Genomic DNA, 12,435 nt, shown 5'->3' on the forward strand with positions numbered 1-12,435 from the left:
CCGGGAGCCCCTCCGGTCGCCGGGATCAACAACAAACAAACCACCCAGCTGTCACAAACAGCTTGATATATACCGTTTCGCCGACGCTCGCTCACTTTTGACGGCTTTTTCGCCGACGCTCGCTCACCACTGTGAGCGAGCGTTCGCGTTTAAGGCCGTATATGTGAGCGAGCGTTGGTGGTTTTACCCCGATAAGTGAGCGAGCGTCGCTGTGGGAGGGGCGCCACGGTGGCAAAATTTCCTTATGCGGAACCTGATTCTGGTGGCGTTCGTCGAAGCCGTGGCTGACGGGCTGGTCTTCCCGCGTAGCGACTGGCCGCTGCACATCACCCTGTTGCGGTTCGACGTCGAGCCCTCCGGTGATAACGACGTCGCCGCGCGCCTCAGCGAGCTTGTGACGGCGCCCGCGATGGGCGCCTTAGGGGCGGAACTTACGGTAGGGCCGGACGCCGGATTCGGTCACCAAGGGTCCATCCCGGTCAGCCTCGTCGAACACCATCCCATTTTGCAGGGCTTGCACGAGGAACTGTTCGACGCCATGGCCAGCATCGGAGGGCGCGCAGCAACTCCGCGCTACGTCATGGAGCACTACCGCCCGCATATTTCGCATCACGACGGCAAGCGCCCCAAGCCGGGTGACGCCGTCGTGCTCGACCAGATCGCGCTGGTGGACATGGCGCCGGAAGGCAACCACACCATTCGCCGAATCCTCAAGCTGTGGCGCCTCCCGGCGGAGCCAAACTAGGTAGGGCTAGGAAATCACGCCGTCCACGAGCGCCTTGGCCTCTTCCTGGACCTGCTTGAGGTGGTCGGCACCCTTGAAGGACTCGGCGTAGATCTTGTAGACGTCCTCGGTTCCCGACGGGCGCGCCGCGAACCAGGCGTTCTCCGTGACAACCTTGAGGCCGCCGATTGAGGCGCCGTTGCCGGGAGCCTCGGTCAGCTTGGCGGTGATTTCCTCGCCCGCCAGCGTGGTGGCCGTGACGTCGGACGACGAGAGTTTGCCGAGTGCGGCCTTCTGCTCACGCGTGGCAGCGGCGTCGATCCGGGCATAGACGGGCGCACCGAACTGGTCCGTGAGGCCCTTGTACAGCTGGGACGGCGACTTGCCGGTGACCGCCGTGATCTCCGATGCCAGGAGAGCCAGCAGGATGCCGTCCTTGTCTGTGGTCCAGACGCTTCCGTCGCGCTTGTTGAAGGAGGCGCCCGCGGATTCTTCGCCGCCGAAGGCGCCCTCGCCGGAGAGCAGGCCGGGGACGAACCACTTGAAGCCCACGGGAACCTCCACGAGCTTGCGGCCCAGTCCAGCGGCTACGCGGTCAATGATGGAAGAGGAGACGAGGGTCTTGCCGACCACGGACTGCGGGTTCCAGCCTGTGCGGTTGCGGTACAGGTAGTCGATCGCAACGGCGAGGTAGTGGTTCGGGTTCATCAAGCCGCCGTCCGGCGTGACGATGCCGTGGCGGTCGGCGTCCGCGTCGTTCCCGGTCGCGACGTCGAAGGCACCCGTGCCTGCCGAAGCGCTGTCCGACATGCGCTTGATGAGTGAGGCCATGGCCGACGGCGAGGAGCAGTCCATGCGGATCTTCTCATCCCAGTCGAGGGTCATGAATGCCCACTGCGGGTCCACGGTGGGGTTGACCACGGTCAAGTCGAGCTGGTGACGCTCGCCGATTTCACCCCAGTAGTCCACGGACGCGCCGCCCATGGGGTCCGCGCCGATGCGGACGCCCGCGGTGCGGATCGCATCGAGGTCCAGGACGGATGGGAGGTCGTCCACGTAGCTGCTCAGGAAATCGAACTTGCCCGTGCCATCCGCCTTGAGGGCGTCGTTCAGCGGAATCCGCTTGACCCCCCGCAGCCCGTTTTCCAGGAGCTCGTTGGCGCGGTTGGCGATCCAGCCGGTGGCGTCCGTGTCCGCAGGGCCGCCGTGCGGGGGGTTGTACTTGAAACCGCCGTCGGCTGGAGGATTGTGGCTCGGGGTGACCACGATGCCGTCCGCCTGGGGCTGACCCGGGCCGGCCTCATTGTTGTACTTCAGTATTGCGTGGCTGAGGGCCGGGGTAGGCGTGTAGCCGTGCCGCGCGTCGATCAACACATTGACGCCGTTGGCGGCGAGCACTTCGAGGGCGGAATTCTGTGCTGGTTCGCTCAGTCCGTGCGTGTCCTTGGCCAGGAAGAGCGGGCCGGTGATGCCCTGCCCGGCACGGTATTCCACGATCGCCTGCGTGATGGCGAGGATATGCCCTTCATTGAACGAGGCCTTGAGGCTCGACCCCCGATGCCCGGAGGTGCCGAAGGCAACGCGCTGGGCGGGATCACTCAGATCCGGCGTCACGTCGTAGTACGCGTCAAGAAGGGCGGTGATGTCTACAAGGTCCTGGGGAAGGGCAACAGTGCCCGCACGGCTAGCCATTGACCCAGCATGCCAGACCGTCCGGTGCGCTTGAAGAGAAAACCCACTATTGCGGTGCCTGTGACTTCGTATTTCCGCAAGACCGACGAAGATTCACTGCCCGTTTACCGGAGTGCGGCATGGGGTTGGGAAGCCGGGGCTCCGGAGCTTATCTGTGCCTTCGCTCGGCGGTAGGCTGAGCACAAAAGACTCGCAAGGGGGATATTCCATGACTGACCAGCCAGCTAAACCCGAGGACGCTCCGGAGGGTGACGGACCGCCCAAGGGCTACGAACCACCGTCGTACATTCCGCCCGCAGCCCAACCCGGCGAAAACCCGTACGGCGAGCAGCCGTTTGCCTCGCCGGCGGCTTCCGGCCCTTACGGCCAGCCGCAACAGCCCCAGCCGCAACAGCCGCAAGCGCCACAATCGCAGGAACCGTACGGCCAGCCCCAGGGCGGTCCGGCTCAATACGGCCAGCCCGCCTACGGCCAGCAGCCTGCCAGCCCCTACGGACAGCCCGCTTCGCCGTATGGGCAACCTCCCCAAGGGCCGCCTGGATACGGGCAGCCTGCCAGCCCGTACGGACCACCCGCTTACTATGGCATGCCGGCCGAGCCCAAGGGCTTGAGTATTGCGAGCATGTGCTGCGGGATCGCGGTTTTCGTGGGCTTTGGCGTCTTCGTCCTGCCCCAGATTGCCGCCGTGATCCTCGGCCACATGGCCCTCAAGAAGGAACCGGCCGGCAAAGGCATGGCCATTGCCGGCCTCGTCATGGGGTACCTGGGCATTGTCCTCGTGACCATATTCTGGGTCTTTGTCGCGATTTTTGCCGCCACAGCTTCTCGTTACAACTACAACTACTAGCAACAACGACGGCGGCCCGTGCGCCCGGCGGGAAACCCACCAAGCGCACCGGCCGCCGTCGCGGTCTAGCTCGGTTAAAGCGCCTAGCGAACTCCGCCCATCAACTTCTTGATAGCGGGCGAGCCGGCTGCGAGGGCCACAGCGATCACCACGGCCGTGCCGCCGACGCCCAGGAAATACGGCAGTTCGTTGTCAGGGTTGTACAGCCCGGCCAGGATGCCGGCCAGCGCGGTGCCGAGGGACACCGAGAGGAAGAACAAGGCCACCATCTGGGTGTGGAAAGCCTTGGGGGCCAGCTTGGTGCTCACGGACAGGCCGATGGGGGACAGGAACAACTCCGCCAAGGTGAAGAGGAACAGGATTCCCACGAGCACCAGCAGAGGGGTCTTTCCAGCGCCCGTCAGGGGGATGAAGGCCAGGAACGCCAGGCCCATGACGAAGAGTCCGGCAGCGAACTTGATGGGGGATCCCGGCTGCTTCGGACCAAGTTTTGTCCAAAGCGCTGCCATAACGCCTGCGAAGACGATGATGAATACAGGGTTGATGGACTGTACCCAGGCTGCCGGCATTTCCCAGCCGAAGAGGTTGCGGTCCAGTTTTTCCTCCGAGTACACGGCAATGAACGTGAACTGCTGCTGGAAGAGCGCCCAGAATGCTGCCGACGCGATGTATAGCGGAATGAACGCGACAACTCGTTTGCGCTCAAACGGCGTGACCTTCTTGCTTCTGAAGATCAGCGTGAAATAGATCACCGAGGCGACAATAGCGGCGTAAGCCATGCTGCGTGCCAGGTTGCCAGGGTTCACCACACCGGTCATCAGCAGCACGGCGATCACGACGGCGATGCCGAAGAAGATGAGCCCGTAACGGCTCCGCTGTGTGGAGGGAAGCGGGTTCGGGACGCGGTGGGCTTCTTCCGGGAGCTTGTTGCGGCCCAGTGCGTAGATGGTGAGGCCGATCGCCATGCCGATTGCGGCTGCGCCGAAGCCCCAGTGGAAGCCGTTGCTTTCCTGCAGCCAGCCGGTAACGAGCGGTCCAATGAGGGCGCCGAGGTTGATGCCCATGTAGAAGATGGAGAAGCCGGCGTCACGGCGTTCGTCCTTCTCCGCATAAAGCGTGCCAACCAGCGCTGTTGCGTTCGCTTTGAGGCCACCGGAACCGACGCCCACCAGCACCAAGCCTGCCACCAGGCCCGGGATTCCGGGCAGGAGTGCAAGTGCGATGTGGCCGGTCATGATCATGATGGCGGAACCGAACAGTACCCGTTCGGAGCCGAAAAGCCGGTCCGCCAACCATGCGCCCAGGATCGTGGAGAGATATACACCTCCGCCGTACGCGCCAACCAGTCCGGCGGCGAGCGATTTGTCGATCGAGAGTCCGCCATGGTCCGCGGTGAAGTACATGTAGTAAAGCAGGATGCCCTGCATGCCGTAGAAGGAGAAACGTTCCCACATTTCGACGGAGAAGAGGCTGGCCAGCATCTTTGGGTGGCCGAAAAATGACGTATCGCCCGTGTTTTTGGCGGGCGTCCGCGTGTCTTGAGTTGTGCTCATCTAATCCATGGTGACATTGACTGAGCGCATTGTCACATTTTTTAGATGCCTCAGGCAACTATTCGCCGCAGTGGACTGCCGGTTTTTGCTGCAGTTCCAGCTGCCTTGCGAGCCGCAGGAGCAGGAGCTCGGACCCCGGTTTTCCGATGAGCTGGATGCCCATAGGAAGCCCTGGTCCAGGCGTTGGACCAGTCCAATGAACGGGCACGGTGATCGCCGGCAGTCCGCACACGTTCACCATGGAGGACCAGGGCGCAAACTCGCATTGCTTGCGGTAGTCGTCGTCCGCGTCGCCCGGCCAGTCGGGGGCCGGCCATTGCTCGCCTCCGGGCGTTGTCCCGGTGAACCAGCCCACGGGCCTTGGCGTCTGTGCCAGCGATGGCGTCATGACCAGGTCCCACTGTGCGTATTGGGCGATGGTGTCGTGGGTGAACTGCCGCAGGAAGCCGACGGCCTCGTTGACCTTGGCTGCGCTCCGCTGTTGCGCCCGACGCCGGAAGGTCCGGGTCAGCGGGGTCAGCAGGGCTTCGCGCTGCGGCAGGATCCGGGCGCTTCCGACGCCGGCAGTCCAGGCCGTGGTGAACGCTTCCGGATATCGGTTGTCATAGCGGATCTCGGCGTCGAGCACTGAATGGCCCGCTTCCGTCAGCAGTCCGATGCCCTTGGCCAGGGCGTCCAGGGCCTCGCGCTCCGGGGCGAAGGGAAAGGTGGTGGACCACGGACTGTCCAGGCTCGCGCCGATGCGCAAGGCGGTGGGCCCTTCCTCGAGGCCCGCAAGGTAGCCCCCTTCCGGCCGGATTCCGTGCGGCACCAAGGCGTCCATCATGAGCGCGGCGTCGGCCGCGGAGCGAGCCAAGGGCCCGGCCACCACCAGGCGTGCCGCGTCCCCGACGCTTTCGCCGGCCGGCACCAACCCCCGGCCCGGCTTCAACCCCAGCAGTCCACATGCCGCAGCTGGAATACGTATGGAACCGCCGCCGTCGCTCCCGGGCGCAAAGGGAACCAAGGCCGCCGCAACCGCGGCAGCGCTGCCTCCCGAAGACCCGCCGGAGCTGCGGCTCAGTGCGTGTGGATTGCGCGACGGCGGTGCGATGCGGTTTTCGCTGTAGGCCGTGAGTCCGAATTCCGGAACCTGGGTCTTGCCCAGTGAGACGGCACCGGCGCCTTTGAGCGTCGCGGCAAGGGCTCCGTCCTCCGGGGCGGGCTTACGGTCGAGGGCTCCACTGCCGTGGGTGGTCACGACTCCCACAACATCGGTGAGGTCTTTGAAGGCCAGCGGCACGCCGTGCAGGAGGGGAAGCTCAGGGCCTCCGCTGCGCTGGCGAACGTACGCTGCGTCGGCGGCTCGGGCGTCGAGCCTGGCCTGGTCCGCCGTCACCGTGACGAAGGCGCCCAAGGTATGGTTCAGCTGTCCGATCCTCGCAAGGAAGTGTTCCGCCACCTCAGTTGCGGAGAGCTGACCTGTGGCCAGGGCCTGGCGCAACGCGACCGCGCTGAGTTCGTGGATGTCAGCCAAGGAAGCGGGACTCCAAGCGCTCCTCCACAGCAACGGCAACCGCGTCCGCGTCGGCCGAAACTTCGGGTACCGCAGTGACGCGATAAGCAGCCTTGCCCCTGACTTCGGCAACCACGTCCACAAGGTCCGTGCCTCTATAAACAAGCCCGACGCCGTCGTCGGTGCAGTGCGTTTCCCCCAACACACCCTCTGCCACCAACTGGTGCACCAGCGGGCGGCGGCCCGGCTCGGAGTCATAGTGGACACCGTTGGCGTAGGGGAGCAGGCCCAGTCCGTTGGTCATGGCGCGCAATTCAGGGCCGTAGGAATCCGTGGTGCCGCCCTGGAACCAACAAATCGAGCCCGCGGACACTCCGGCGAGTACGACACCCTGTTCCCAGACGCGCCTCAAAATGCCGTCCAGTCCATGCGCACGCCATACCGCCAGCAGATTGACCACGGAGCCACCGTTGACCCACACCACGTCCTGTTCCAAAAGGTACGCCTCAGGATCGCCGTAATTAGGCATCGTGAAAAGATTCAGGTGGCTGAAATCGAAGCCCGAAACCCGTGCAGCTTGGTCCAATTCCGCGGCGAACCAACGCTGGTCTCCGGACGCCGTGCCAATATGCGCCACTCGCGGCGCGCGTCCGCTCACCCCGGAGAGTTCGACGGCGTGGTGAACCAGGAGGTCGAACTCCATCCTGGTGCGATGACCGGACTTATAGCCTCCGGAGGTTGCCAGGATGGTGGGCTCACCAGCAGCCATGTTGCCTCCTCTTGCTTTGAGTGGTCTTAGTCCCTGCAACGGTAGGCTGGATTGGAGATCTGAATCAACTGGAAGGAACTCACGTGAGCGATTTCGAGACCGTGCCTGTCGGCGATGTTCCGGCCGACGCGAAAATCTTGGATGTCCGGGAGGATTACGAATGGGTAGCGGGCCACGCTGAAGGTGCACTGCATATTCCGCTTGACCAGATCCCGGCCCGGCTTGACGAACTTGACCCTGACGATGACCTTTATGTCATCTGCCGTACGGGCGGACGGTCCTTCCGGGCGGTTCAGTGGCTGGTGGGGCAGGGCTACACTGCCACCAACATCGCCGGAGGCATGGATATGTGGTTTGAGTCCGGCCGCCCGATGGTTTCGGAGAACGGCCTCAAGCCGGTTGTCCTCTAGTCACGACGAATAGCACCTAAGGAATATTCAATGTCGGCATCGGCGCTCACCTACACCTTCCTCGGCCCGGAAGGCACCTTCACCGAGGCTGCCCTCCTGCAGGTCCCCGGCGCGTCCGATGCCAACAGGGTGCCTTGCACCAACGTGAACACGGCTTTGGAGAGGGTTCGCCAGGGCGAGGCGGATGCGGCCATGGTACCGATCGAGAACTCGGTGGAAGGCGGCGTCACCGCCACCCTGGATGCTATTGCCACCGGAACCGAACTGCGGATCATCCGTGAAGCACTCGTTCCCATCACGTTCGTGCTGGTTGCCCGGCCAGGCATGAAGATCTCGGACATCCGCCGGGTCTCCACCCATGGCCATGCCTGGGCCCAGTGCCGGCTGTGGGTCGACGAAAATATCCCGAATGCGGAATACGTGCCGGGATCCTCTACGGCGGCGGCCGCCGTCGGGCTTCTCGAAGGCGATGCGCACTATGACGCAGCCATCTGCGCCCCCCTTGTCGCGGCCGAACGGCCGGGCCTGAACATCCTCGCGGAGAACATCGGCGACAACCCCGGCGCAGTTACCCGCTTCGTCCTGGTCAGCCGTCCCGGCACGCTGACGGAACGCACCGGCGCGGACAAGACCACCGTCGTCGTGCCCCTCCCCGAAGACCGCCCGGGCGCCCTGATGGAAATCCTGGACCAGTTTGCCACCCGTGGAGTCAACCTCAGCCGCATCGAGTCCCGGCCCACCGGCCAATATTTGGGTCACTACTTCTTCAGTATCGACGCCGATGGCCACGCATCGGACGCCCGGGTGGCCGATGCTTTGGCGGGCCTGCACCGGATCAGCCCGGCCACCCGCTTCCTAGGGTCGTATGCGCGAGCGGACGAGCAGAAAGCCTTGGTTGCGCCGTATACCTCCGACGCCGCGTTCGCATCCGCACATGCCTGGGTTCGGGGCATTCTGGGTGGCGAACCGGGCGCGTGACCGGCCCGGAATCCGCTCCGCAAAGCGTTGGATAATTGACTCTTCAACCCCTATCGCGTGGATAAAACTGTGCGTATGCTTGCTTGATCCACAATTGATGGACGCATGCCCCTAACGGAGGGAGCGGGCCATGTCGGGAAATAGCAATGACACCAGCGGCCAGGGAATGATCGTCAACCCCAAGCCCAAGGCGGACAACCAGGACTGGGACGGCGACGACGCCGACCGGGCTGATCGGCTGCGCTTTGAGGAAGAACAGGCCATGATTCGCGAGCAATCGGAAGCGCGCGCGGCCGCCAAAGCCTTGGCAGAACACAAGTTGGCAGAAAACAAGCTGGCAGAGCACAAAGCAACGGAAGCGGCGAAGAACGCCAAATAGCGCGTCGCGCTATTGCACGCGCACCGGCTATTGCACGCGCACGAGGAGAGAACGCGGCTCCACCTTGACGGTGACTTTTGTGGCCTCGCCCGAGGGATCACCGTCAAGTTGTGTGGCCATCGGTTCGCTGCTGCTAATGACCACTTTGCCCGAACGGTAGAAATTCATGACCGGCAGGTTCCGGTTGTGCTTGAACAAGACCTTGGCGTACACCGCGATCCACCCGATGGCGCTGCGGGGGCTCATGACCACAACGTCCAGGACGCCGTCGTCGATCATCGCACCGGGGATGAAGTCGATGCCCCCTGGAATCAGGCCGCAGTTTGCGAACAAGACGCTTCGGATTTTCCGGGATTGCTCCGGCTCGTCGTCCATGGCAATGGAGACCCTTTTGCGCCGGCCGGGCAGGTGGCGGACGCCCGCCTCGGTGTAGGCCAGCCAGCCGACTGCCTTCTTGAGGCCATCGTTGGTATCGCCCACAACCTCGGCATCCAGGCCCATGCCCGCGATCACCAGGAAAGCATGCTCGGAAGAGGCGCCCGTCCGCTCGTTGTGGATAGCCATTCGGGCGGTGTCGATGTACCGCTGGTGGCCGAAGAGCGCCGTGTGGACGTTGCCTCTCAGATCGTTGACATCCAGATTCACGTTGCGGGCCAGCAGGTTTCCGGTTCCCAGGGGAATCAAGCCCATCGCGACGTCGGTGTGCGCGAGGGCCTCTGCCACGACGCGCACGGTACCGTCGCCGCCGCCGACGAGTACGACGTCGGGCCTATACGCCAGTGCCGCCTTGGCTTGCGAATGGCCGGGGTCCTCCGCGGTGGTGTCGAAGAAACGGGGTTCGTCCCAGCCCGCAAGATGGCAGGCATCCCGGATGATCCTCCGTGCATCCTCGGCCTTCGCCTTGACCGGGTTGAGGATCACGGCCACCCTCTGCAAGCCGGCTTCCGGCTTGTGTGCGTCCTCGTGCACAGCGCTGCGGGTATGCCTGGCCCTGAGCCGGCGCACGCCCCACCAACTGGAGACGGCGAAGACCACGCCCCCAGCCAGAATCACATACAGGATCCAGTTGCTCATGGTGCTTCAACCCTATCCCGCTGCAGGTGCGGCCGTGCACGGCGGCAGGGGGTGCCCGCCGCCGTCGGGCGCTTGCCGCGGAGCTGCGCGCTCATTCGATACTCTTGTCTGGTGATCGACGTAAAAGACCTCAGCGAAAACCCGGACAAGTTCCGTGCCAGCCAGCGCGCCCGCGGCGCCGACGAGTCCGTGGTGGACGCGATCATTTCCGCCGATGCAGACCGCCGCGCGGCCCTGATCCGCTACGAAAACCTCCGTGCGGAGCAGAACGTCTTCGGCAAGAAGGTGGCACAGGCCAAGGGCGAGGAAAAGCAGGCGCTGCTGGCCGAGGTCAAGGAACTGGCCAACTCGGTCAAGGCCGCCTCTGCCGAAGCCGACGCCGCCCAGGCCAAGCAGGAAGAACTGCTCCGTGTCATTCCCAACTTGATTGTGGACGGCGTGCCCGAGGGTGGCGAGGACGACTTCGTGGTGGTCAAGACGGTCGGCACACCGCGCGAATTCCCTGACTTCGAGCCGAAGGACCACCTGGAAATCGGCGAACTCATTGGCGCGATCGACATGGAACGCGGCGCCAAGGTCTCCGGTGCGCGCTTCTACTTCCTCCGCGGCGTGGGTGCCCGCCTGGAGATGGCACTGCTGCAGATGGCCATGGACCAAGCCATCGAGGCCGGCTTCGTCCCGATGATCACCCCCACTTTGGTGCGTCCGGAGACCATGCAGGGCACCGGTTTCGACGTAAAGCACGACGCCGAGATCTACCGTCTCGCTGAAGACGACCTTTACCTCGTGGGAACCTCGGAAGTGGCCCTCGCCGGCTACCACGCGGACGAGATCCTGGACCTTTCCGCCGGCCCCATCCGCTACGCCGGGCAGAGTTCCTGCTACCGCCGCGAAGCCGGTTCGCACGGCAAGGACACCCGCGGCATCATCCGCGTCCACCAGTTCAACAAGGTGGAGATGTTCATCTACACCACGGTTGAAGAGGCCGCTGCTGAGCACGAGCGCCTCCTGGCCTGGGAAGAGGAAATGCTGGCCAAGGTCGAGCTTCCGTACCGCGTGATCGACACCGCGGCGGGCGATCTCGGTATGTCCGCGGCCCGGAAGTTCGACTGCGAAGCCTGGGTCCCTACCCAGAACGCGTATCGCGAGCTCACGTCGACGTCCAACTGCACCACCTTCCAAGCCCGCCGCCTCAACATCCGTGAGCGTGCGGTCAATGAGGACGGCGTTGCGAAGGGCACCCGCGCCGTCGCCACCCTGAACGGGACGCTGGCCACCACCCGCTGGATCGTGGCCATCCTGGAGCACCACCAGAACCCGGATGGCTCGGTCAACGTCCCCAAGGCACTCCAGAAGTACATTGGCGGCCTTGAGGTCCTGCCCGTTCTGTAGACGCCGCGGACTGATCCTCCACAGCCTGGCTTTGTCCACATAGAGCCAAAACACGGCTGACGATGCGGAACGATCCATGGATAGTAATTCCATGGACATCCCTCCGCAGCTCATTGTTTCCGCCGAGCGGCTTGCTCTTACGGGCTCCACGGCTGGGATTCACAGACCGTTCAGGGCAGGCCGTCTCGTCCGGCTGAGGCGCGGGTACTACGTGAAAACCTCCACCTGGGTGGAAGCGACGCCTGCCCAGAGGTTCGAGTGGTCTGCAGCGGCGGTGGGTCTGGCATTCGACCAGCCCGTCTTTTGCGGTGAGTCCGCAGCTGTCGTGCTCGGCGTCCCAACCCTTCGCCCCCCGGAGTTTGTCGATTTAGCCACTTCCTCGGAGCGGAACACCGGACGTCGGCCGGCAACATTCGTGGTCCACGGAAAAAGCGTGCTTGCCGAAAAGGCCCGGAATTCAGGCAACCATCCCATGCGCTACATCCTTCGACGCGACGCGCAGGCCGTGGTTTCCGGCCAGTTTTCCTGCACAAGTCCGGTGCAGACGGCCGTGGATGTCATGTGTTCCTCGTCCTTCAGCCGCGCGCTGGTTGTAGCTGACGGAATCGCACGAATGTTGTGGGAGCAGGGTTTGCTTGGGCAGGATGCCTGCTTGATCGAACACCCTGAGATCGCCTTGGCACTTGACGGGATCGTGGATGAAGCCACCAAACACCGAGCAGTCCGCATCGCGAGCCTGGCCAACACGAAGGCCGAATCAGCCGGGGAGTCGTTCAGCAGGGCTGTCATCGAACTGCTGCGCTTTGAGCAACCGCTCCAACAGCACACGATTCCCGACTCCGGCCAGTTCGTTGCCAGGACCGATTTTTGGTGGCCGGATCAATCGATAGCGGGCGAATTCGATGGCAAGCAAAAGTACGCGGTCGAGGACATGCAGGGGGATTGGAGCGCGGCGGAGCTCGTCTATCGGGAGAAGCTACGTGCGGACAGCATCCGAGCATTGGGGTTCACCGTAGTCAGGTGGAATTGGGCAGATCTGGGACAGCCAGGCCGTCTTCGGCAGAAGCTCTTGCGTGCCGGACTACTACCTCGGACCAGAGCCTCAAGTTAATATTCACACTG

The 12,435-nt window shown here is 63.9% G+C and carries 12 protein-coding genes; 7 read left to right on the forward strand and 5 right to left on the reverse strand.

What is annotated here, in order from left to right; translation table 11 throughout:
• The first annotated feature begins 244 nt into the window (after positions 1-244).
• Positions 245-745, forward strand: a complete 501-nt coding sequence (locus NFJ07_RS23715) for a 2'-5' RNA ligase family protein (protein WP_269998380.1) — start codon at positions 245-247, stop codon at positions 743-745.
• A gap of 6 nt (positions 746-751) precedes the next feature.
• On the opposite strand, the gene pgm is transcribed toward NFJ07_RS23715, so the two are convergent.
• On the reverse strand, positions 752-2,416 hold the full coding sequence (gene pgm / locus NFJ07_RS23720) for a phosphoglucomutase (alpha-D-glucose-1,6-bisphosphate-dependent) (RefSeq protein ID WP_269998382.1): 1,665 nt from the start codon (positions 2,414-2,416) through the stop codon (positions 752-754).
• Between the two features lie 208 nt (positions 2,417-2,624).
• On the opposite strand from pgm, the gene NFJ07_RS23725 reads away from it, so the two are divergent.
• Positions 2,625-3,263 carry a DUF4190 domain-containing protein gene (locus NFJ07_RS23725; RefSeq protein WP_269998384.1) on the forward strand — a complete coding sequence of 213 codons (639 nt, stop codon included), beginning with the start codon at positions 2,625-2,627 and terminating at the stop codon, positions 3,261-3,263.
• A gap of 83 nt (positions 3,264-3,346) precedes the next feature.
• On the opposite strand, the gene NFJ07_RS23730 is transcribed toward NFJ07_RS23725, so the two are convergent.
• Genes NFJ07_RS23730 through NFJ07_RS23740 form a run of 3 tightly spaced genes read right to left on the reverse strand, consistent with a single transcriptional unit; the run spans position 3,347 to position 7,080 of the window.
• On the reverse strand, positions 3,347-4,816 hold the full coding sequence (locus tag NFJ07_RS23730; RefSeq protein WP_269998386.1) for a peptide MFS transporter: 1,470 nt from the start codon (positions 4,814-4,816) through the stop codon (positions 3,347-3,349).
• Between the two features lie 58 nt (positions 4,817-4,874).
• Positions 4,875-6,332, reverse strand: coding sequence for an amidase (locus tag NFJ07_RS23735; RefSeq protein ID WP_269998388.1), 1,458 nt, complete (start codon positions 6,330-6,332; stop codon positions 4,875-4,877).
• Positions 6,325-7,080, reverse strand: a complete 756-nt coding sequence (locus NFJ07_RS23740; RefSeq protein WP_269998389.1) for a peptidase E — start codon at positions 7,078-7,080, stop codon at positions 6,325-6,327. Before NFJ07_RS23740 ends, NFJ07_RS23735 begins: the two co-directional genes overlap by 8 nt.
• An 83-nt stretch (positions 7,081-7,163) precedes the next feature.
• On the opposite strand from NFJ07_RS23740, the gene NFJ07_RS23745 reads away from it, so the two are divergent.
• The 3 genes from NFJ07_RS23745 to NFJ07_RS23755 all read left to right on the forward strand — a co-directional run bounded on the left by NFJ07_RS23745 (position 7,164) and on the right by NFJ07_RS23755 (position 8,847).
• Entirely contained in the window at positions 7,164-7,490 is a 327-nt protein-coding gene (locus tag NFJ07_RS23745) for a rhodanese-like domain-containing protein (RefSeq protein ID WP_269998390.1), read from the forward strand.
• A 30-nt stretch (positions 7,491-7,520) separates the two neighbouring features.
• A complete protein-coding gene (gene pheA / locus NFJ07_RS23750) occupies positions 7,521-8,468 on the forward strand; it encodes a prephenate dehydratase (protein ID WP_269998392.1) in 948 nt (315 codons plus the stop codon).
• A 130-nt stretch (positions 8,469-8,598) separates the two neighbouring features.
• The gene (locus tag NFJ07_RS23755) at positions 8,599-8,847 is read left to right on the forward strand and encodes a hypothetical protein (protein ID WP_269998394.1); all 249 of its coding nucleotides are present in this window, start codon (positions 8,599-8,601) and stop codon (positions 8,845-8,847) included.
• Positions 8,848-8,874: 27 nt separating this feature from the next.
• Here the strand turns inward: NFJ07_RS23755 and NFJ07_RS23760 are convergent, their stop codons facing one another.
• A complete protein-coding gene (locus tag NFJ07_RS23760; RefSeq protein WP_269998395.1) occupies positions 8,875-9,921 on the reverse strand; it encodes a diacylglycerol/lipid kinase family protein in 1,047 nt (348 codons plus the stop codon).
• 111 nt (positions 9,922-10,032) lie between these two features.
• Between NFJ07_RS23760 and serS the strand changes: the two genes are divergently transcribed.
• A complete protein-coding gene (serS, locus tag NFJ07_RS23765; RefSeq protein ID WP_269998396.1) occupies positions 10,033-11,313 on the forward strand; it encodes a serine--tRNA ligase in 1,281 nt (426 codons plus the stop codon).
• 91 nt (positions 11,314-11,404) lie between these two features.
• On the forward strand, positions 11,405-12,424 hold the full coding sequence (locus NFJ07_RS23770) for a hypothetical protein (protein ID WP_269998397.1): 1,020 nt from the start codon (positions 11,405-11,407) through the stop codon (positions 12,422-12,424).
• Positions 12,425-12,435 lie beyond the last annotated feature (11 nt).

This window comes from Arthrobacter sp. B2a2-09, assembly GCF_027587375.1.
Classification (GTDB): Bacteria; Actinomycetota; Actinomycetes; order Actinomycetales; family Micrococcaceae; genus Arthrobacter.